General features: G+C 65.4%; 17 protein-coding genes. 7 read left to right on the top strand and 10 right to left on the bottom strand.

Annotation, left to right across the window (positions count from 1 at the left end; translation table 11 throughout):
- Positions 1 to 24: 24 nt before the first annotated feature.
- From IB243_RS12715 to IB243_RS12680, 8 genes are all read right to left on the bottom strand, one after another.
- Positions 25 to 678, bottom strand: a complete 654-nt coding sequence (locus IB243_RS12715; protein WP_192427481.1) for a nitrous oxide reductase accessory protein NosL — start codon at positions 676 to 678, stop codon at positions 25 to 27.
- Between the two features lie 7 nt (positions 679 to 685).
- Positions 686 to 1,267 (bottom strand): nitrous oxide reductase accessory protein NosL, encoded by a 582-nt coding sequence (locus IB243_RS12710; protein WP_192427479.1) that lies wholly within the window; start codon positions 1,265 to 1,267, stop codon positions 686 to 688.
- Complete coding sequence (locus IB243_RS12705) at positions 1,264 to 2,079, bottom strand: ABC transporter permease (RefSeq protein ID WP_192427477.1); 816 nt, start codon at positions 2,077 to 2,079, stop codon at positions 1,264 to 1,266. Before IB243_RS12705 ends, IB243_RS12710 begins: the two co-directional genes overlap by 4 nt.
- Before the next feature lie 2 nt (positions 2,080 to 2,081).
- The gene (locus tag IB243_RS12700; RefSeq protein WP_010461612.1) at positions 2,082 to 3,026 is read right to left on the bottom strand and encodes an ABC transporter ATP-binding protein; all 945 of its coding nucleotides are present in this window, start codon (positions 3,024 to 3,026) and stop codon (positions 2,082 to 2,084) included.
- On the bottom strand, positions 3,001 to 4,278 hold the full coding sequence (locus IB243_RS12695) for a nitrous oxide reductase family maturation protein NosD (protein WP_192427475.1): 1,278 nt from the start codon (positions 4,276 to 4,278) through the stop codon (positions 3,001 to 3,003). The genes IB243_RS12700 and IB243_RS12695 overlap by 26 nt, the downstream gene beginning before the upstream one ends.
- On the bottom strand, positions 4,278 to 6,899 hold the full coding sequence (locus IB243_RS12690; protein WP_192427473.1) for a NosR/NirI family protein: 2,622 nt from the start codon (positions 6,897 to 6,899) through the stop codon (positions 4,278 to 4,280). The genes IB243_RS12695 and IB243_RS12690 overlap by 1 nt, the downstream gene beginning before the upstream one ends.
- Before the next feature lie 206 nt (positions 6,900 to 7,105).
- Positions 7,106 to 9,031, bottom strand: a complete 1,926-nt coding sequence (nosZ, locus tag IB243_RS12685; protein ID WP_192427471.1) for a TAT-dependent nitrous-oxide reductase — start codon at positions 9,029 to 9,031, stop codon at positions 7,106 to 7,108.
- A gap of 21 nt (positions 9,032 to 9,052) precedes the next feature.
- A complete protein-coding gene (locus IB243_RS12680; protein WP_057272146.1) occupies positions 9,053 to 9,415 on the bottom strand; it encodes a hypothetical protein in 363 nt (120 codons plus the stop codon).
- Between the two features lie 239 nt (positions 9,416 to 9,654).
- On the opposite strand from IB243_RS12680, the gene IB243_RS12675 reads away from it, so the two are divergent.
- Together IB243_RS12675 and IB243_RS12670 are read left to right on the top strand one after the other, a co-directional pair.
- A complete protein-coding gene (locus IB243_RS12675; RefSeq protein ID WP_029413842.1) occupies positions 9,655 to 10,065 on the top strand; it encodes a cytochrome c5 family protein in 411 nt (136 codons plus the stop codon).
- An 11-nt stretch (positions 10,066 to 10,076) separates the two neighbouring features.
- Entirely contained in the window at positions 10,077 to 11,123 is a 1,047-nt protein-coding gene (locus tag IB243_RS12670; RefSeq protein WP_225584942.1) for an FAD:protein FMN transferase, read from the top strand.
- Positions 11,124 to 11,135: 12 nt separating this feature from the next.
- Here IB243_RS12670 and IB243_RS12665 read toward each other — a convergent pair whose 3' ends face one another.
- Entirely contained in the window at positions 11,136 to 11,978 is an 843-nt protein-coding gene (locus tag IB243_RS12665) for a symmetrical bis(5'-nucleosyl)-tetraphosphatase (protein ID WP_192427469.1), read from the bottom strand.
- Positions 11,979 to 11,999: 21 nt separating this feature from the next.
- Between IB243_RS12665 and IB243_RS12660 the strand changes: the two genes are divergently transcribed.
- Both IB243_RS12660 and IB243_RS12655 read left to right on the top strand, forming a co-directional pair.
- On the top strand, positions 12,000 to 13,304 hold the full coding sequence (locus tag IB243_RS12660) for a hemolysin family protein (RefSeq protein ID WP_192427467.1): 1,305 nt from the start codon (positions 12,000 to 12,002) through the stop codon (positions 13,302 to 13,304).
- A 169-nt stretch (positions 13,305 to 13,473) separates the two neighbouring features.
- A complete protein-coding gene (locus tag IB243_RS12655) occupies positions 13,474 to 13,776 on the top strand; it encodes an H-NS histone family protein (protein ID WP_010461589.1) in 303 nt (100 codons plus the stop codon).
- A gap of 279 nt (positions 13,777 to 14,055) precedes the next feature.
- On the opposite strand, the gene IB243_RS12650 is transcribed toward IB243_RS12655, so the two are convergent.
- Entirely contained in the window at positions 14,056 to 14,937 is an 882-nt protein-coding gene (locus IB243_RS12650; protein WP_010461587.1) for a helix-turn-helix domain-containing protein, read from the bottom strand.
- Between the two features lie 114 nt (positions 14,938 to 15,051).
- On the opposite strand from IB243_RS12650, the gene IB243_RS12645 reads away from it, so the two are divergent.
- The 3 genes from IB243_RS12645 to IB243_RS12635 all read left to right on the top strand — a co-directional run.
- Positions 15,052 to 15,459, top strand: a complete 408-nt coding sequence (locus IB243_RS12645) for a hypothetical protein (protein ID WP_192427465.1) — start codon at positions 15,052 to 15,054, stop codon at positions 15,457 to 15,459.
- A gap of 216 nt (positions 15,460 to 15,675) precedes the next feature.
- Positions 15,676 to 18,615 carry an aconitate hydratase gene (locus IB243_RS12640; protein ID WP_192427463.1) on the top strand — a complete coding sequence of 980 codons (2,940 nt, stop codon included), beginning with the start codon at positions 15,676 to 15,678 and terminating at the stop codon, positions 18,613 to 18,615.
- A gap of 281 nt (positions 18,616 to 18,896) precedes the next feature.
- Positions 18,897 to 20,958 (top strand): PAS domain-containing protein (locus IB243_RS12635; protein WP_192427461.1); only part of this gene is annotated, 2,062 nt, incomplete at its 3' end.

Genomic DNA, 20,958 nt, shown 5'->3' with positions numbered 1-20,958 from the left:
TTTTTGGTAGCAATTGAATCACCCTCAGCCTGAATGCCGACGGTGGTCGGCCCGGAGGGTCGGGGCCAGCCCGCGCAGCAAGGGGGCGTCGATGGCGCCGAAGGGCACGGACCGGCCCCCACGCTGCTGCGCAAACCGCTGCGCAGCCTCCGCATCGGCAAAGGCGGGCAGGTTGCCCGCCCGCATCGGCCCCATGGCCGAAGACCCTGTCACATACACCGCCTCCTGCGCGTTCAGCCAACCACCCGTACCGGTATCGGTCACATACCGGGCCACGATGGCTTCGGCCGTGCGGCCCCGCGTGTAGTGAGCCACGTTGCCCAGGTACAGCATGAGGCTGAGCGGCGAGTCGAAAAAGTAGGCGTCCCCGTCCGCAAAAATGACCTGCGCCGCCCACGCCCGTGCGCGTGCCGGGTACATGCCACACACCGGGCAGCGCGCGTCGGCGGGCACCTCGCGCGCAGCGGCCAGGGGCTGGCCCAGCGCAGGGTCGTAGGGCGTGGGTGGCGCCACCACACACACATCGTCGCCAATCCCCTCCAGGGCCGCGTTGCCGGAGGGGCGGGGCGGGGTGTGCTGGGGCCATTGCCATGCCACCAGGCCTGCCGAGCCCAGCAGCAGGGCTGCGAGCGCGGTGCGCCGGGTGGTAGCGTGTGGGCGGGGCATCAGTGCGGGCATGGGCGGCTTACATCCGCGTGTCGTGCAGTGCCCCGCCGCTCAGGTCCACCATGGCGGGCGTGATCTCGGCAAAGCGCAGCACCTTGCCGCCGTATTCGGCGGCGAACTTCTTCGCGTCGGCCTCTTGCGCAAAGCTGCCGATGGTGGGGCCCATGGAGCCGTGGCGCTTGCCGCCCACCACGTAGAGGGCGGTCTTGCCGTCAATCCAGTGGCCCTGTGGTGCATTCCAGTCGGCCTGGCCCATGTCCTGCACGTACACGGCCTGCACGGCGCGGACCTGTTCGCCGGCCAGCAGGGTGCTGAACAGTTCCACCGTGTCGCAAAAGAACGAGGGCTTGTCCTGCCCCGCGAAATGCACCTGCGCCTTGGGGCCGGGGTAGTCGGCCAGTAGCATGCCGTCGAGTTCGCAGCTGGTGGTGCGGTCGATCTCCACGGGTTTCAGGGACTGCGCGCTGTTGTCCGCCTGGCTGCAGCCGGTCAAGCCCGTGAGGCCCGTGAGCGTGCCCAGCGATGTGAGGGCCGCCCAGCCCAGCAGTTGGCGCCGTGTGGCGCAGGCGCATTGGTATTGGTTGTGGGATTTTTTCGTCATGGCTTGAATCTCCAGCTCGCCAGGCCCAGGGGCACCACGATCCAGCCCGCCATCACCGCGCCCATCAGCCATGGCTTGGCCAGGGCAGGGGGCACGATGCTGGTCAGGCCGTACAGGGTACGCACGTCGTCGAGCGAGAACACGTTGAGGATGCGGAAAACGTCGGCCGGGTTGAGCAGCAGCAGGTAGGCCATGGCCTCGCCGCCGTAGCTGCCGCCCGTGGCCACCAGGGCGCCTAGCAGCAGCAGGTCAAACACCAGCACAAAAAAGAACCAGGCGGCAATCGCCAGGCCCGAGGCGCGTGTGCGCTCGTGTGTGAGCACTGAGAGCAGCACCGCCATGCTCAGGAACGCCAGCCCCAGCAGCACCGAGCTGAGCATGAAGCCGCCGTAGTGGAACAGCGCAGCCCCGCTGAACTGCCGGACCAGCAGCACTGCCACCAGCCCGAACCCCGCCAGCGTCGAGAGCGTAAGCGCCGCCGCCAGCCCCAGGTACTTGCCCAGCAGCAGCTCCAGCCGCGTGATGGGCAATGACAGCAGCAGATCGAGCGAGCCGCGCTCGCGCTCGCCCACGATGGCGTCAAAGCCCAGCAGCAGCGCGATCAGCGGGATCAGGTAGATCACCAGGCTGACCAGGCTGGCGATGGTGAATTCGATGGAGCGAAAACCCACCGTGCCCTGCTGTGCGCCGCCAAAGTAGGCGATGGCCAGCGAGAACACGGTGAACACGAGCGCCACAGCCAGCACCCAGCGGTTGCGCATGCGGTCGCGGAACTCTTTGCCCGCGATGGTGAAGATTTGTTGGAATTCCATGGCTAGCCCTTGCGCAGGTCGAAGTACACATCCTCAAGCGAGGGTTCCTGGATCTGCAGGTCCTGCAGCGCGGTGCCCAGCGGTGCCAGCGCACCCAGCACGGCCATCTTGCTGCCGCGCGGGCAGTCCACATGCAGGCCTTCCGGCGTTTCCGTCCCGGTGACGCCGGGCACTGCAGAGAGCAGCCCCAGCGCGGCAGGCCGGTCGGCCGCAGCCAGCGTGAGGTGGATGGTCAGCGGCATGTGCGCCTGCTCGCGCAGTGCCTGCACGCTGCCCAGGGCCTGCAGCTTGCCGGAGGCCAGGATGGCCAAGCGGTCCACGCGCTCCTGCAGTTCGGCCAGGATGTGCGAGGTGATGACGATGGTCACGCCACCCGCTTGCAGCTCGCGCAGCGTGGCGTAGAAGTCGCGGATGGCCTGCGGGTCCAGGCCGTTGGTGGGCTCGTCGAGCAGCAGCACCTGGGGCTCGCCCAGCAGGGCCTGTGCAAACCCCAGGCGCTGGCGCATGCCCTTGGAGTATTCGCGCACGGCGCGGTTGCCCGCGTGGGCCAGGCCCACGCGTTCCAGCAGCGCGGGGCATTGCGTGAGGGGCGCACCCTTGAGGCGGGCGAAGAAACGCAGCGTTTCCAGCCCGTTCAGGTTGTCGTAGAGCACCACGTTCTCGGGCAGGTAGCCCAGGTGGCGGCGGGCGGCACGAAAGTCGCGGCCCTGCACCGTGGCGCCGCCCACCCGGATCTCGCCCGAGGTGGCGGGCGTGAGGCCCAGGATCATCTTGAACAGCGTGCTCTTGCCCGCGCCGTTGTGGCCGATGAGGCCAAAGATCTCGCCGCGCGCGATGCGCAGGTCGATGCCGTCCACGGCGTGCAGTGCGCCGTAGTGCTTGTGCGCGCCCCGCACCTCGATGGCGGGGGGCTCGCTCAGGTCAATGGGGGGAGGGTTGCGTGTCACGCTGAAAATTCCGTTGGGGTTGGTTCGGTTGCATGCGGGGCTTGGGGTCCACCACGGTGGGCACGCGCAGCACCGGAAACTGCTGGCCCACCAGGCGCAGTGCCTGCACGGCAGGGCTGGCCAGCAGCAGCTTGATGGCGGGGTGGCGCCAGGTCAGGCGGTCCACCATGTCGTTGGCCTCGTATGGCACGTCGCCCATGCCGTTGCCGTCGCGGTCCCAGCCCAGGTAGTTGCTCCAGTGGTTGCCGCCTTCGGTGCCCCAGCGCTCGTCGCGGGCGCCCACATAGCGCACCTGCTCGCGGTTGCCGATGAAGTCGTTGCCTTCAACCTTGTTGCGGGTGGAGCCTGCGGACAGGTGCACGCCCACGGTGTTGCGTGTGACGAGGTTGCCGCGCAGGGTGACGTACTCCACGTCGTAGATGAAGAAGCCCCGGTTGTTCTCGGCCACCACGTTGTTCTCGATCACCGAGTCCTGCATGGTGCGCAGCATGATGCCGTGGTCGCTGTTGCCCCACGCGCGGTTGTTGCGCACCACCTGGTCGCGCACCTCCATCAGTGCCAGGCCGCCCCGGTTGTAGTAGGTGTCGTTGTCCTCCCACAGGTTGTAGTAGGAGTTCATGTAGTGCGTGCCGTAGCGGCTGTGGTGCAGTCGGTTGCCCCGGAACACGGCGTGGTGCGATACATCCACATACAGCGCGTCGCGCACAAAGCTGATCTGATTGCCCTCGATGCGCGCGCCCGTGGTGTTGTACAGCTGCACCCCGTTGCCACGCTGCGACGAGCCCACGTCGCGCAGGCCGGTGATGGTGTTGTGCAGCACCTGCACGTCGTTGGCCTTCTCGATCCACAGGCCGAACAGGTTATAGGTGAGGTCGTTGTGGCGGACCACGGCGCGGTGCGCGCCAGGGAAGATGTAGATGCCCGCGTTCTGGTCCTTGAGGCTGGTGCCCGAGTCGCGCACGATCAGGCCTTCGATCACCACGTCGGGCGCGGTGACGCGGATGGTGTCGCCCGCCTGGCTGCCGCTGAGCGTGGGGCGGTCGATGCCGCGCAGGGTCAGGGCCTTGTCGATGCGCAGGTTCACGCGGTAAAAGCCCCGCTGCACCTCCACCGTGTCGCCCGGCGCGGCGGCCGTGATGGCGGCCTGCAGGTCCTGCCCCGGGCGAACCTGCACGGTGGCAGCTGCGGCAGGAAGCGCGGTCCACAGTGCCAGGGCCGTGGCAACCGCAGCGAGTGCAAGGGGGGACTTCATCACGCCAGTCCCACCACGGCCTTGATGGCCAGGAAGAGTGCTGCGCCGATCAGCAGGTTCTTGAAGCCCACATAGCTCAGCATGTCCATCACGCCCGCCCGGCGGTACTGGTCGCGCCACCACGGGCCGTCCTTCACATAGCGCTTGCCCGACAGGCGGATCAGCACCTCGTACACGCTCCAGCCAAACCACCAGCCGATGATGGCGCCCGAAGACAACGTGCCCAGGGCTGTCATCACCCAGGCCACGCTGGCGGCCACGGCGAGCGAGAAGCCCGCGATCTGCAGCGCGCGCCGCGAGGCCCAGCCTTCGCGGCTCCAGGGCCACAGGTGGTCCACCAGCTCCAGCCCGATCCAGCGCAGGCCTTGGCTTCCAGCCTTGTGGGCGGGGTGTGCAGGCGTTGTGGGCATGCGTGGGTCGGGCCCCTGGGCGGCCTTGGCTGAGATCTGGTCCTGCACCGTGGCAGGGTGGATCGGGATGAAATAGCCGTTCTTGCCGATGGGCGTGATTTCCAGACCATCTTTCTCGCGGCGCTTGCGTTCCTTGGCCAGGGGCGGGCAGCCCTTGGTGTCGGTGTAGAGAATCATGCAGTCCAGGCAGTGCAGGCATTCGCGGTGGTCGATGCGGCCATCGGCGTCGATGGCCTGTGCACCGCAGCCCACGGCGCAGGCCTTGCAGCTGTTGCAGTCCTGCTTGCGCTTGAGGCCAAACCAGCGGAACGTGCTGGGCATGGCCAGCGAGGCGCCCAGTGGGCAGATGTATTTGCAATAGGGCCGCTCGATGAAGATCGAAACGCCCAGGATGGCCGCCACAAACAGGCTGTAGGGCCAGGCGCGGTTCAGCACACCGACGAGGAAGGTGGTCTTGAACGGCTCCACCTCGGCCAGCTTCTCAGCCAGTCCCATCGAGAACATCGAAACCACCAGCAACCCGAAGAACACCGCGTACTTGACCCACTTGAGCCGGTCGTGCCACTTCTGCGGCAGCTGGGTCTGGAACCGCTTGAGGCCCACCGCGCGCGCGATCTTGTAGATGCCCTCCTGCAGCGAGCCAAACGGGCACATCCAGCCGCAGAACAACCCGCGCCCGAACAGGAAGACGGTGACGATGATGAAGATCCAGAACAGGAAGATGAACGGGTCGGACAGGAACAGCGACCAGGTCCACTGGAACAGCAGCGAATGGAACCAGGTCAGCACCTGCGTGATGGAGGGCTGCGCCATGGCGCCAAAACCGATCCAGCCGATGCTGAGTGTCCAGAAGCTGTACTTGAAGGCGTTGACGGGCCACTTGTTCTTGTGGGTGGACAGGCGGGTGAGCTTTTCGCGCAGGGCGTAGACCACGCTCACGGCGACCAGCAGCAGTGCGAACAGTGCGATCTCGACCGCGCGCGACTTCCACACGCGCACCCAGGGGGCGTCGGGCTCGTTGATGGTGGGGCGCCCGCCTTGCAGCATGGCGGCGGGCAGCCAGTAGGGCGTGTCAAAGCTGGTGAAGCTGCGTGTGCCCGTGGCCCGGTCCACGCGGTTGCCCAGAAAGCTCAGCTTCCACGGATAGGCCGCCGAGAACGCACTTGATCGGATGATGAAGATGACCGATTCGTTGTAGCTGGGTGCGCCTGCGGCCTCGATGCCGTACAGGTTGAGCGCGTCCAGGTCGCGGAAGGTGAACGAATCCGCGCCTTGGCGCACCTGCACGCGGTCGTAGATGCCGCCGCGCACGAAGCCCGAGCCCTTGAACGATTCCTTGCCGCCGGTGCGGACGATGAAGAAGGCGTGTTCGCCCTCCTTGAGCTGTAGGCGCAGGTTGTTCCAGCCGTTGTCGCCCAGCAGGCTCTTGCCAATGTCGGGGTGGTTCAGGTCGCCAAACCACAGCTCGATGAACGGGTCGGGGCCTTTGTCCAGTCCCACCTGTTCGGGCAGCACCCGCAGGCGCTGTACGGTGCCTTGTTGCACCAGTTCGGCCCAGCTCAGGCGTTTGCCGGTTTCGGCATAGCGGGCCGGTTCACGCACCGTGGGCGCGAGGATGCCCACCTGCCGCGCCACGGCCGAGCCTGAGGCCATCATGACCTGGTTCTGCGCGATGACGGTGACGGTCGCGCCCGAGATGGCGTCGAGGCCCAGCACGTTTTCATCGGGGCGCGACTGGCCCACCTCGATCTTGTCGGCCACCGACTTGCCCAGGTACTGGGCGTTGAATTTCAGCAGCGCGGATTCGGGAATGCCCAGCAGCAGGATGGGCTCGGAATGCTTGAGCACCTTCACGCCGACAAAGCGGCCCTGCGTGTCCATGCCGATCAGCGTGACCACGGGCTTGCCCGAGTAGGCAGGGGTGTCCGTGATGTCGGTGGAGAGCATCACGTAGCCCAGCAGCTTCTTTTGCGCGCTGTCGTTGTCGTAAGCCTCTACGTAGGGCGGCTGGCCCTTGCGTTCAGAGAAATGGCTGGCGCCGGGAAACACGTCCTTGCACGGCACCAGCGCGCACATGTCGCGCGCGGTAGAGAGTTCCGCAGGCAGTTCGGCCTCGTAGGCGCCTGCCGCAGCATGCGCGCGCGGCGCCAGCCAAAGTGCTGCCAACAAGACCAGAAGAAGCGTGGCGAACTGCCGACGGAGGGAAATCATGGAACTATCTTTTTGATAGCTGCCGGCGCATATTCTTCAAGCACTAGCGGCCAATATGATTCGAAATGGGACACAAACGTGACAACTGGCGCGCCCCAGGCCAGGGATGCAGAGCAAGGGCCGCCCCGCAGCGAGTGCATCGTCCCCCTTCCCGGCGAAGCCGAGAGAAGGGGGAAGGCGCGCAGCGCCTCAGGGGGATCGCCCTATCACCCCTCCACGATCATCCGAGTGCGCATTTCCAAATGCAGCGCATGGCAGAAGTGCGTGCAGTAGCACCAGAACACACCGGGCTTGTCGGCCACGAAGCTCACCGACTTGGTCTCCAGCGGGTTCACGATGAAGTTCACGTTGTAGTTCGGGATCGCGAAGCCGTGGGTCAAGTCTTCGATCTTGTCCAGGTTGGTCAGGATCAGCGTGACCTCGTCACCCTTCTTGAGCTTGAACTCGCGCAGGCTGAAAGCCGGGGCTTGCGAAGTCATCTTCACCGTGACCTTCTTGCCGCTGCGGAACACGCCGGACTCCTTGGGGTCCTTGACCGCCAGCGGGAACTCGTCGAGCGTGTAGACCTGCTTGGGGCGCACCAGGTCGCGCTTGAAGATGATGAAGTCATGGGGCTCGCCGCGCACGGGGTGATCGGCCATCAGCACCATCTTCTCGCCCGAGATGTCGATGAGCTGTTCGTTCTCGGGGTGCAGCGGGCCCACGGGCAGGAAACGGTCCTTGGAGAACTTGCAGCCCACGGCCAGGAACTTGCCGTCGGCGGCCTTGGTCTCGGACTGCGAGGCGTTCAAGTGGCCCGGCTGGTATTGCACGTCCAGGCGGTCCACCACGTACTTGGCGGTCTTGTCGCCCGCGTGGAACTTGATGGCGGCCTCCACGTTCCACTTCACGACCTGGCTGTCCAGGAAGAGGGTGGTGTAGGCGTTACCACGGCCGTCGAACGCGGTGTGCAGCGGGCCCAGGCCCAGCTCCACTTCGGCCACGATGGCGGAGTCCAGCTTTTCAAGCTTGCCGTCGAAGTAGTCGAGCACCTTGGCCAGCTCGATCACCGTGCCGGTGGGCGACAGCTTGCCGGCGCAGATGAAGTACTTGCCATCGGGGCTGGCGTTCACGCCGTGCGGGTTCTTGGGCACCGACACATAGGCGGTGAGGGCCGTCTTGGGGTCCTTGTTGGCTTCGTGCGTGCCGTCCACCACGGGCACCTTGCTGGTGCCGATGGTCTTGAACTTGCCAGCCTTCACGGCGGCCTCGATGCGGCCCACGTTGAAGAACAGGCAGGCATCGCGTTCGGCGGACATCATGTCCTCGTACTTCGCGCCCATCTCCACGTTGTACTGGTTGGTGGCGGCCAGCTTGCCGTCGTACGACGTGGCGACCAGGTCGCAGTTGCCGTCGATCAGCACCTGCCAGCGCACTTCCATCGTTTCTGCATCGACGCAGCTGAACATCGAACGGTATTTGCCCGAGTCTTCCGTGCCCGTGTTGGGCAGGGGAATGGCGAATTCACCGCCGCAGAACACGCGCGTGGTGTAGTTGATGGCGGGGTCCACCGGGTCGGCCTTGTCCGGGAAGATGCCGTGGAAGCCCTGCACGTTGGGCAGTTCGGTGATCTTGTCGCAGATGAAATAGTCGAGGCGGATGCGCGCGATGCGGCTGTTGATCTTGTCGTTGATCCAGGCGTAGCGGCCGTCGTAGTTGCCGTCCTTGTACGAGGCATGGGTGTGGTGGGTGTCGGCCACCGTGTACTTCAGGCTGCCATCGGGCTTGGTGCCCATGATGGCCTTGGATTCGTTGGTGATGCCCCAGCCCACCAGTGCGTCGGGCACAAAGCAGGGGATGCGTGTGATCTCGCGGCCCGACGGCAGGCCCAGCACGCGCATGTCGCCCGTGTGGCCACCGCTCCAGAGGCCGTAGTAGGTGTCCAGCTCGCCGGGCTTGAGGTGCGGGTTGGCGCCCGTGCCGGAATGGCCGGCCGCAGGGGCTGCCGGTGCTGGGGCTGCTGGTGTGGCGGCGCTGGGCTTTTCGTTGCAGGCGGCGACGCCTGCGGTCAGCCCGACCAGGGCGGCCGTGTTGATGAAACTGCGTCGGCCCAGGCCAGCAGTGGGAAGGGAACTGTCTTTTCTCTCGGTCATGGTTTTCCTCTTTGGGATCGCTCAGTTGAAAAGGGGTGGTGCGCGTGCAGGGGGGCTGAGCGCCACCTCTGTGCGTGCTGAAAGTGGTGTGTGAAAACGGGGCTGGAAGGTGGGGGCTGCGGCAGTGGTGGTTGCTGCGAGCGGGGTGGTGGGTGGCGTGTCGGCTGCCAGGCACAAAGGGCAATCGAGGCCGATGGCATCTGCCGCCACCAGGCCTTCGGCGGTCTTCACCACCAGCCGGACACCACCGTTGCCAGAGCCGGAGCAGACCAGCTCCATGCCCCGTGGCGCTACCAGCGGCGAAGCCACCGCTGCACCCAGCGCCATCACAAACCACGCCAGCACCCAAAGGCGCAGTGTTCGCAGGGTGTGATGGTTTTGCATGGCATGGATAATAGATTCACGTAATATGAATCAATTTGATCTGGATCATGCTTTGGAGGGGGCCGCATCTGCCCAAAAGTGCCTCTTGCACCTACAGTCAATGCACCGGTCTGAAGCAGTGCCTGTGCAGTGCCCCTAGGGTTTCTCCAGGCCAGGTCCTGGACGCATTTCTCCGTATTTCGCGCGCAGTCGCAGGCCCTCTCAGATATTTGTTAACCCCCAAGAACAGGATGTATGCGATGCAAAAGAAAACCGTGATGGTCGCCGTAGCGATCTTGGCCGCACTGCTGGCCGGTTGTGGCGACAAGAAGTCGGAGCCCACACCGGCTGCTGCACCCGCTGCGGTGACGGCCCCAGCGCCCGCAACGGCCCCCGCCGCTCCGGCTGCCGCAGAAAATGAACTGGGCAAGAGCGTGTTTGGCAAGACCTGCGCCATGTGCCATGCCGCTGGCGTGGCCGGTGCCCCCAAGCCGGGCGACAAGGCCGACTGGGGCCCGCGCATTGCCCAGGGCAAGGACACGATGTACAAGCACGCGATCGAGGGCTTTACCGGGGCCAAGGGCATGATGCCCGCCAAGGGGGGCTCTGCCAACCTGACCGACGCCGAGGTCAAGGCCGCCGTGGATTACATGGCCGACAAGTCGCTCTGAGCGGAGGCGCCATGCAGCAAGCTTCTCTGCCCCCCCACGGTCTGTCGCGCCGTCGCATGGTGATGGCGTTGCCCTTGCTGGGTGGTGCGGTCTGGGGTGTTGGCGCGTCAGCGGGCGCACGGGTGGTGTCTGAACGCAGCTCGCGTCCCCTGATGGGCACGCAGGTGGATATGGCGGCGGAGGGCGTTGACGGCCCGCAGCTGCGCCGCGCCATGGACCGGGCCTATGCAGAGATGCAGAGGCTGGAAGCGCTCATGAGCCGCTACCAGCCCCGCAGCGTGGTCAGTCGCATCAACCTGGCTGCGGGCGTGACGCCGGTGAGGGTTCCGGCCGAGGTCATGGCGGTGCTGCAGAGCGCGCAGCGTGCGTCGGCAACAAGCCGTGGGGCCTTTGATGTGACCGTGGGGGCTTTCAAGTCCTGGAACTTTGGGCCTGGCGAAAAGGTGGTGCCCGGGGCCAGCGAGATCGCGCGGCAACTGCCGCTGGTGGATGCGCGCGGCCTGGTGCTGGATGTGGCAGCAGGCACTGCCTTCCTGGCCCGCCAGGGCATGGCGCTGGACCTGGGCGGCATCGCCAAACTACCGATCCTCGAAGCTGGCATGAACATGTTGCGCTCCGAGGGTGTCGAGAACGCCATGATCAATGGCGGTGGCGATGTGCTGACCCAAGGTCTGTGGCAAGGCCGACCCTGGCGTGTGGGGCTGCGCGACCCACGGTCTCCCGAGCGTCTGCTGGGTGTGGTGGCCGTGGCGGGCGCCAGCGTGGTGGCTTCGTCGGGCGACTATGAGCGTTATTTCTTCCACGAAGGCCAGCGCCAGCACCATGTGCTCAATCCGCGCACCGGCCGCCCGGCATCGGGCGTGCATGGCGTGAGCCTGGTGGCGCGGGATGTCGCGGCCGTCAACGGCCTGGGCGCCTCGCTGATGGTGCAGGGCCCACAGGCGGGCAGGGCACTGGCGCAGCGCATGCCGGAGCTGGCGGTGCTGATCGCGGGGCAGGACGGTGGAGTCTGGCAGTCCGCCGCCATGTCGGCCCTGCTGGAGCCTGTGCCGTCTTGAGTCTGCTGCAGGTCAGCCCGGGGCCTGGGCCTGCTCGCAGTGCACCTGCAGCAGCTCCCGTTCCGCAAGCGTCGCGCCAAAGCGCACGGCGCTCAGGCAGCCGCCCCACACGCAGCCCGTGTCCAGCCCCAGCAGATCGCTGCGGTTGAGCCAGCCCAGCGTGGACCAGTGACCGAAGGCCATCAACGTGCCGGCTGTGCTCCGCCCCGGCACGTCGAACCAGGGCAGGAGGCCCGGTGGCGCGGCGCTGGCGCTTTCGGTGCTTTCAAAATCCATCACGCCGTCGGCCGAGCAAAAGCGCAGCCGGGTGAGCGCGTTCACGATCACCCGCAGGCGATCCACGCCGGTCAGGTCGTCGCTCCAGTGGTCGGGAGTGTTGCCGTACATCGCTTGCAGAAAATCGGGTAGGCCGGGGCTGCGCAATACCGCGTGCACTTCATCTGCATACGCGAGGGTATCTGCGGCAGACCAGGCGGGTAGCACTCCCGCATGCACCATGAGCAGCGTCTGCCCGGCATGCGTGTGGGCGCGGGCCAGGGTCTGCTGTCGCACCCAGCCGAGCAGGGCATCGCGGTCGGGGGCCTCCAGCACGGTGCCCAGCGTGTCGCGCCGCGAGGGCTTGCGCGCGCCGTGTGCGGCGGCCAGCAGGTGCAGGTCGTGGTTGCCCAGCAGGCATCGGATGGTGTCGCCATGGCGCATGCAGCGGCGCAGCACGGCGGCCGAGTCGGGGCCCCGGTTCACGAGGTCGCCCAGCAGGTAGACCGTGTCGCGGCTAGCAGAAAAGCCGATGGTGTCCAGCAGGCGGCCCAGTGCGGCGTCGCAGCCCTGGATGTCGCCGATACAGTAAAGTGCCATGGTGATCTTATTGAGTGAAGCATGGATTTTCTGCTGATCGCGCTGCTGACCCTGCTCAACGGCGTGTTTGCAATGTCCGAGCTTGCCCTGGCGTCGAGCCGCAAGTCGCGCCTGGTCACCATGGCCGAGGCAGGGGACAAAGGGGCGCAGGCTTCTCTGGCGCTGCTCGACAACCCCACGCAGTTCCTCTCCTCCGTGCAGGTGGGCATCACGTCCATCGGTATGCTCAACGGCATCATCGGCGAGGCCGCGTTCAGCGATGACCTGGGTTTCTGGCTGCAGCTGATGGGCATGCCGGACCGCGCCGCCAGCATCACGGCGACGGCGCTGGTGGTCACCCTCATCACCTTTGTCACCATCGTGTTTGGCGAACTGGTGCCCAAGCGCATTGGCCAGCTCTATCCCGAGCCCGTGGCCCGGTTGGTGGCGCGCCCCATGACGTGGGTGGCCAGGGTGGCAAGGCCGTTCGTGCGCTTGCTCTCGCTCTCGACCCAGGGCGTACTCACCCTGCTGCGGGTGGACAACCAGGCGGGGCGTTCGGTGACGGAAGAGGAGATCGTGGCCAGCCTGGAAGAAGGGCGCGATGCGGGGGTGATCGAACACCATGAGCACCAGATGGTGAAAAACGTGTTCCGCCTGGATGACCGGCCCCTGACCTCGCTCATGGTGCCGCGCACCGACGTTCGCTGGCTGGATGCCAGTCTTTCGGTGGCCGAGGGGCTGCGCAATGCGGGCAGTGGCGGGGTGCACGGGGCGCATTCCTGGTACCCCGTGTGCCGCGGGTCGCTGGATGATGTGGTGGGCCTCCTCAGCGTGGCGCGCTTGCTGGAACTGGGCGCCGAGGCAGAAGGCACCCTGGACCAGCATGCGCAGGCAGCCGCGTTTCTGCCTGAGACCCTCAGTGGCATGGAGCTGCTGGAGCAGTTTCGGGCGCGCTCCGGGCGCATGGTGTTTGTGGTGGATGAATATGGAGTGGTGCAGGGCATCATGACCCCGCGCGATTTACTGGAAGCCATTACCGGTGAATTGCAGCCCGGGGCTGACGCCGACGCCTGGGCCTTGCAGCGTGACGACGGGGGTTGGCTGCTGGACGGCCTGATGCCGGTGACGGAACTCAAGGCGCGCCTGGATATTCGCGATTTACCCGGCGAGGACCGGGGCCGCTATAACACGCTGGCGGGCCTTTTGATGGCTGAAACGGGGCATTTGCCCGAAGTGGGCGAGCGCATCGGGTGCGCGGATTGGATATTTGAAGTGCTGGCACTGGACGGCAAGCGCATCGACAAGGTATTGGCCCAGCCAGAAGGCGGAACCCCTGCTGCCTGAAGCAAGCATCAATACCCGGGTACCCAGCCAGACAGAAACCCTGCATCAATATGGTGCCTTGGGGTTAATGCAAAGAATTTTGAATGAAATGCTGAAAGCGCTTGCACAAAAACGGCACATTATTCTTATAATTCGGCTGTCTTTCACCCTTATCTAAAATCCAGACACCATGACCAGCTACAAAGAACTGTTGAAGCAGCGCGAAGCCCTTGAGCAACAAATCAGCGAAGCCCGGCGCCGGGAACTGTCGGACGCTGTGTCTCAGGTCCGCTCACTGGTGGCCGAATATGGTCTGACCGCCCAGGACGTGTTCCCTGCTGGTAAGGCGGCTGGCAAGACGGGGCGCAGTTCCACGGCGGGCACCAAGGTGGCTCCCAAGTACCGCAATCCCGCCACTGGTGAAACCTGGACGGGCCGTGGCAAGGCGCCCAAGTGGATTCAAAACGAAAACCGCGAAAAATTTGTGATTTAAGCGCTTTCGCCCCGTACCCTCAAAAAACCCGCTTCTGCGGGTTTTTTATTGCCTGGCTATTGGGGCGAGGCGAGACGAAAAGATAGAAAGCCGAACGGCCTCATTTGCTGCACAGGTTGCATGCAAGGGGGCGACGAGGGCCTGCGCGGTGGGTTCATGTGCAGTCCCGGGATTTATCGGTACTGTAGGGCGCTTTAAGGAATCCGTTGTCCGGCATGTGCAACCCTTGGTTTTGCGCGGTGGGCAATGCATGCACTTCGGCAGCGCATGGGATTGTGCTCAGCCTTCTGCACTCTGAGTGTTTTCGTGGGCGATCTTGCGCAATACCTGCGCCGTGAAATCGTCGGCCGGAAAGAATGACTCCACGGCCAGTTCCTGCAGGGTCACATCCACCGGCGTTCCGAATATCGTGGTGGTGCTGATGAGCGAGAGCATTCCGTGCACGCTCTCAAAACAGAACGGCATTACCACACCCAGCATTTCACCCGCCAATACCAGGGCATCGGATTCAGCCGGGGCGGGGTATTGCTGCAGTTCCGCCTGCAGTGCGATCAGTGCGGGGTCGGCCGTGGCCTGTATCTGCTGGCGCAGGCGTTCAAACAGGTGCGCCCGCCACTGCGCCAGATTCGCGATGCGCGGCGCCAGCCCCTGGGGGTGCAGGCTCAGCCGGAACACGTTGACGGGGGGCGCCAGCAGTTCTGGACTGACGTGGGCAGACAGCAGGGCCAGCGCGGCGCGGTTGGTGGCCACCACGTTCCAGCAGCGGTCGAGGGCAATGGCGGGGCAGGGTTCGTGGCCCTTGAGCACCAGTTCCACCGCTTGGCGCGCCGCGGCCAGCGCAGGGTCGTCCAGCGCGCGTTCGCGGTACATGGGGGCGTAGCCGGCGGCCACCAGCAGGGCGTTGCGCTCACGCAGCGGGATGGCCAGGCGTTCGCACAGGCGCAGCACCATGTCGCGGCTGGGGTTGGTGCGGCCGGTTTCCATGAAGCTCACATGGCGCGTGGAGATGTCCGCCTCGTCGGCCAGCTCCAGCTGGCTCAGGTGCCGCTGCTGGCGCCAGGTGCGCAGGTGGTCGCCAAACGAGGTGGGCCCCGCCGGTGCCACGCGGTGCGGCAAGGGATGGCGCGGGGAGCGGTGCGATGAAGGGGCGGTGGAGGTCATGGCTGCCATCCTAGGCGCAAACTGCGCACGGGCCATTACCTGGCAGGTCATCGACGCGGTGCGCCAGGGCGGGAACGATGGAGCCTTCTTTCTTCCTCAACCAAGGAGCTTTCCATGTTCAAGCTGATGTCCTCCCCCCGATTCCTGCGTGCCGTGGTCTGGTTCGATGCCTCCACGGGGGTTCTGCTCGGCGCCCTGCACCTGTTGCTGACAGCGCCCCTGGCCGAGTGGCTGGGCCTGCCGCCCGGGCTGCTGCAGGTGACGGGCGCCATGCTGCTGGGCTACGCCGCCTTGGCCATTGCGATTGCGCGGTCCGAGCCCATGCCCCGAGGCTGGCTGTGGGTGCTGATCGTGGGCAACTTTGCCTGGGCGCTGGCCAGCCTGGCGCTGCTGCTGGGCTCCACGCTCACGCCCACCTTGCTGGGCCAGGCCTATCTGTTGGTGCATGTGGTGTCGGTGGCCATGCTGGCAGAACTGCAGTGGATGGGGGTGCGCCGCCTGCCAACGTGGGCTGTGGCTTGATAGGTATCGCTTTTGCTCCTGAAAAAATAGCTTTATGCGCTTGTTCATCAAGCGCCAGGGCCATTTTTGATGCAGATATCGGACACTAGCGGCGTGGATCGGACACCCCGACCGACCACGCCGCAGGGGCCTGGGGCCGGGCTCGCATAGCCCCACGATTGCACCGTCATGCAGGACTGCCAGAATAGGCCTTGTTGCCTTTCACAGGAGTTCGCCATGGCCGTATCACGCAAGTTGTCGCCCAAGCCCGCCCGCCACGCGTTTGCCAACACCCTCAAGAGTTTCAAGACAGCGTCTGGCAAAGAAGGCCAGTTCTACTCGCTGCCCGCGTTGGCCAAACAGTTCCCCCAGATCCGCCGCTTGCCCGTATCGATCCGCATCGTGCTCGAATCGGTGCTGCGCAACTGCGATGGCCGCAAGGTGACGGCCGAGCATGTCAAGGAGTTGGCCCATTGGGCGCCCAATGCAGACCGCAAGGACGAGATCCCGTTCGTGGTCTCGCGCGTGGTGCTGCAGGACTTTACCGGCGTGCCGCTGCTGGCCGACCTGGCCGCCATGCGCAGCGTGGCCGTGAAGCTGGGCAAGAACGCCAAGAAGATCGAGCCGCTGGTGCCCGTGGACCTGGTGGTGGACCACTCGATCATGGTCGACCACTACGGCAAGAAGAATTCGCTCGACCTGAACATGAAGCTTGAATTCCAGCGCAACCGCGAGCGCTACGAGTTCATGAAGTGGGGCATGCAGGCCTTTGACACCTTTGGCGTGGTGCCCCCGGGCTTCGGCATCGTGCACCAGGTCAACCTCGAATACCTGGCGCGTGGCGTGCACAAGCGCAAGGACAACGTTTACTACCCCGACACCCTGGTGGGTACCGACAGCCACACCACCATGATCAACGGCATTGGCGTGGTGGGCTGGGGCGTGGGCGGCATCGAGGCCGAGGCCGCCATGCTGGGCCAGCCGGTGTACTTCCTCACCCCCGATGTGGTGGGCTTTGAGATGACCGGCCAGCTGCGCGAAGGCGTGACGGCCACCGACCTGGTGCTCACCGTGACCGAGCTGCTGCGCCAGCACAAGGTGGTGGGCAAGTTCGTCGAGTTTTTTGGTGAGGGCACCCGCACCCTGGCGCTGCCCGACCGGGCCACCATTGGCAACATGGCACCCGAGTACGGCGCCACCATGGGCTTCTTCCCGGTGGACGAGAAGACCATCGACTACTTCCAGGGCACGGGCCGCACCAAGGGCGAGATCGAAGCGTTTGAGGCCTACTTCAAGGCCCAAGGCCTGTTCGGCGTGCCGCTGGCGGGCGAGGTGGACTATTCGCAGGTCGTCAAACTCGACCTCGGCAGCGTCACCCCCAGCCTGGCAGGCCCCAAGCGCCCGCAGGACCGCATCGAGCTGGGCAAGGTCAGCAGCCAGTTTGCCGACCTGTTCAGCAAGCCCAATGCACAAAATGGCTTCAACCGCCCGGCCGAACTGCTGCACACCCGCCACCATATTCACCGGGGCCAGGACGTGGTGCAGCGCGCAGCGCCCAAGGACAAGCCCGCTCCTGCCGGTGCACCGCGCTCCCTGGCCGAGATGGAGAGCAACAAGCCCGCTTTGGCCACAGCCCACGCCGACGCCACGGCCGTCATGCCCACCAAAGGTGCCGACCCCACGGTGGGCAATGGTGACGTGCTGATTGCCGCCATCACCAGCTGCACCAACACCAGCAACCCCAGCGTGCTGCTGGCCGCCGGCCTGCTGGCCAAGAAGGCGGTGGAGGCCGGGCTCAAGGTGCAGCCGCACATCAAGACATCGCTCGCGCCCGGCTCGCGCATCGTCACCGAATACCTCACGCAGACGGGCCTGCTGCCCTACCTGGAAAAGCTGGGCTTTGCACTGGCGGGCTACGGCTGCACCACCTGCATCGGCAATGCGGGCGACCTCACGCCCGAGCTGAACGAGGCCATCACCAGCAACGACCTGATCTGCGCGGCCGTGCTGTCGGGCAACCGCAATTTCGAGGCGCGCATCCACCCCAACCTCAAGGCCAACTTCCTGGCCAGCCCGCCGCTGGTGGTGGCCTATGCCATCGCGGGCACGGTGCTCAAGGACCTGATGACCGAGCCGGTCGGCAAGGGCAAGGGCGGCAAGGACATCTACCTGGGCGACATCTGGCCCACCAGCGACGAAGTCCACGCCCTGCTCAAGTTCGCCATGAACGGCAAGGCCTTCCGCGAGAACTACGCCAAGGTTGCCACCGACCCCGGCAAGCTGTGGGAGAAGATTTTGGGCGTGAGCGGCACGGCCTACACCTGGCCCGCCAGCACCTATATTGCCGAGCCACCGTTTTTTGCCCAATTTGCTCTTGAAAAAGGAGCTGCTAGCGCAGACCCATCAAGCGATGGAGGCCAAAATGATGCCAAACTTCCATCGGTGCTCGGCGCGCGCATCATGGCGCTGTTTGGCGATTCGATCACCACCGACCACATCTCGCCCGCAGGCTCCATCAAGGAAAGCTCGCCCGCCGGCCAGTGGCTGCGGCAGCATGGCGTGATGAAGGCCGACTTCAACAGCTACGGCGCGCGCCGGGGCAACCACGACGTGATGGTGCGCGGCACCTTTGCCAACGTTCGCATCAAGAACCTCATGATCCCGCCTACGGCCGATGGCTCGCGCGAAGAGGGGGGGGTGACCGTGTTCCAGAACGAAGGCGCGCTGCAGGGCGAGAAGATGTTCATCTTCGATGCCGCCATGCAGTACATGGCGCAAAAGACGCCCACGGTGATCTTTGCGGGTGAGGAATACGGCACCGGCTCCAGCCGCGACTGGGCCGCCAAGGGCACGCAGCTCTTGGGCATCAAGGCCGTGGTGGCGCGCAGCTTTGAGCGCATCCACCGCTCCAACCTGGTGGGCATGGGTGTGCTGCCGCTGCAGTTCAAGGCGGGCGAATCGTGGGAGACATTGGGCCTCACGGGCAACGAGGTGATCGATGTGGTGCCCGACCCTGCGCTCACACCACAAAGCGATGCGCAACTCGTCATCCGCCGCGCGGACGGCTCGCGCCAGGAAGTCACCGTCACACTGCGCATCGACACGCCGATCGAGGTGGACTACTACCAGGCGGGTGGCATCCTGCCGTTTGTGCTGCGCCAGTTGTTGCAGGGCTGAGGGTGCCCCCGCCCGCGGTGCACAGGCAGGGCACCGCCATCGTTGGCAACGGGGCTTCGGCCCCGTTTTGCATGGGGCTGCCAGCACAGGTGCCGGGCACGAATGTAAAAAAGTGGGCAGAAAGGCTTGGCATGCCGAAACAGTGGGCAGGCAAAGGCGGGCCGAGACCCGGTCCGCGTGCCATACACGTGCGCCTTACTCGTCGATACACTTGTGACGCTATGTAGAACTCGGTAGAAATAGTCCCCACCCGCTTGCGCCGTCCATTGTTCTTTGAGTCCATGCCGCCCCTGCCTTCTCCCCACCGCTCCCCGCCTGCGCGTTCGTCGCTGGCGGATGCGCCCGCCGTCACGGTGGTGCTGGTGGTGGCTGCGTTGGCGCTGGTCATCGTGCCACTGGCCCAGATGCTGGGGGAAGGGGCAGGTTCCCAGCACGGACTGGAGCCCTTCATGGAGCTGGTGGCGGTGCTGCTGGGGTTGCTGGTGGTGTCGGTGTCCCTGCATACGCTCGAAATGTCCGAGCAGGCGCGGGCCAACGTGCTGGTGGCGGGTTTTGGTGTGGCTGCGGCGTTCAATTTCCTGCACGGCATGCTGGCGCATTCCACACCGGTGCACCTGCCCCCGGGCACGGCCCACATCTCGCTGTGGCTCAGCAGCTGGGCGCGCGTGGCCGAAGTCGTGACCTTGTTGCTCACGGCCGCGAAGCTGATGATGCCAGGCCCGGCCAAGGTTTGGCTGGCGGCGTCTGGTGCGCTGGCGCTGCTGCTGGTGGGCTCGGCCATGGGGCCCTTGCCTGGCTGGTTTGCCACGGCGACTGGCGGCGCGTTGCGGCAGTACCTGGCGTTCGTGCTGGTGGTGGCGCTGGGCGTCGCCGCTGTCTGGCTCTACCGCAGCCCGGGTCGGCGCGAGCGGTTGTTTGCATGGGCGGCGGGGGCCTTCCTGGGGGGCGAGTTGACGGTGGGCCTGCTGGGTGGGCATTCGCCTGTGGGCGGGCCTTTGGCACACGCGCTGCGGGTGGTGGCGTATGCGCTGCTGTACCAGGCGGTGTTCAATGCGGGCATCCGCATGCCGTTCGCCCGTGTGCAGGAGGCCGAACGTCGCTTGCGCGAGAGTGAGGGGCGCCTGTCGATGCTGGGGCGCAACCTGCCCTACAGCGTGTTGTTCCAGGTGGTGCGGGAGCTGGATGGTCGCTCGCATTTCGTGCACATGGGCGATGCCATCGAGCGGCTCAACGGAGTGACGGTGCAAGAAGTCATGGACGACTTCCGGGTGTTGTATCGCCAGGTGCTGGCCGAAGACATCGATCGGCTGCGCGAGGCCGAGCGGCAGTCCTATCTGACCATGACCAGCCTGGAGGCCGTTTTTCGCGTGCGCCGTACCGATGGCCAGGTGCGCTGGATGCACCTGAGCTCGTCGCCACGCCTGCTGGAAGATGGGCGCGTGCTGTGGGATGGCGTGCAGACCGACATCACTGCCCACCGCCTGGCCGAAGAAGCGGCCCACGCCCACGAAGCCCTGATGGCCAATATGCTGAGGCAGGTGCCCGGCGGGGTCGTGCGCCTGGACCGAGATCTGCGGGTGCTGTATGTCAATGAACAGCAGGCCCGCTGGCTGCACCGCGAACCTGCGCAGTTGCAGGGGCAGCTGCTTCGGGAGGTGCTGGCGCCCGAAGTGATGCTGCGGATGCAGCCCCACTTCGACAAGGCGTTCGCGGGCGAGAAAGCCGTGTTTGAAAACCGCATCGATGGACCCGATGGCGCCCAATACCGCCATACCACCATTGCACCCGAATCCGTGACGGACCAGGGCGTGCCTGCGGTGGTGCTGTTCGCCTATGACCTCACTGACCTCAAGCGCATCGAGCAGGAACTGGCCCACCAGAAGGCGCACCTTGCACGCGTGGTCAATGCCATGCCCGACATGGTGTTCCTCAAGGATGCCGAGGGTGTCTACCTGTCTGTAAACCCCGTGTTTGAGCGTTTTGCGGGCCGGCCAGAGCGGCAGATTGTGGGCTGCAACGATTTTGATCTGGTCGCACCATCTGAGGCCGAACGCTTTCGCAAATACGATCAACGCGCCATGCAGGCTTGGCAGCCTCTGGTGTACGAGGAGGCGCTCACTTTTGCCGAAGACGGCTACCAGGGCCAGTTCGAAACCATCAAGACCCCCATCCGCGACCTGCATGGCCGCGTGACAGGTGTGCTGGGCGTGTGCCGCGACATCACGGACCGAAAGCGAGCAGAACAAGAGATCGAACGCCTGGCCTTCTTTGACGCCTTGACGGGCCTGCCCAACCGCCGCCTGCTGCTCGATCGCCTGCAGCGCTCCATCGCCGCCTGCCAGC

This window comes from Acidovorax sp. ACV01, assembly GCF_014851495.1.
In the GTDB taxonomy this organism is placed as follows: Bacteria; Pseudomonadota; Gammaproteobacteria; order Burkholderiales; family Burkholderiaceae_C; genus Acidovorax; species Acidovorax radicis.
This window is presented reverse-complemented; position numbering and strand designations above follow the sequence as displayed.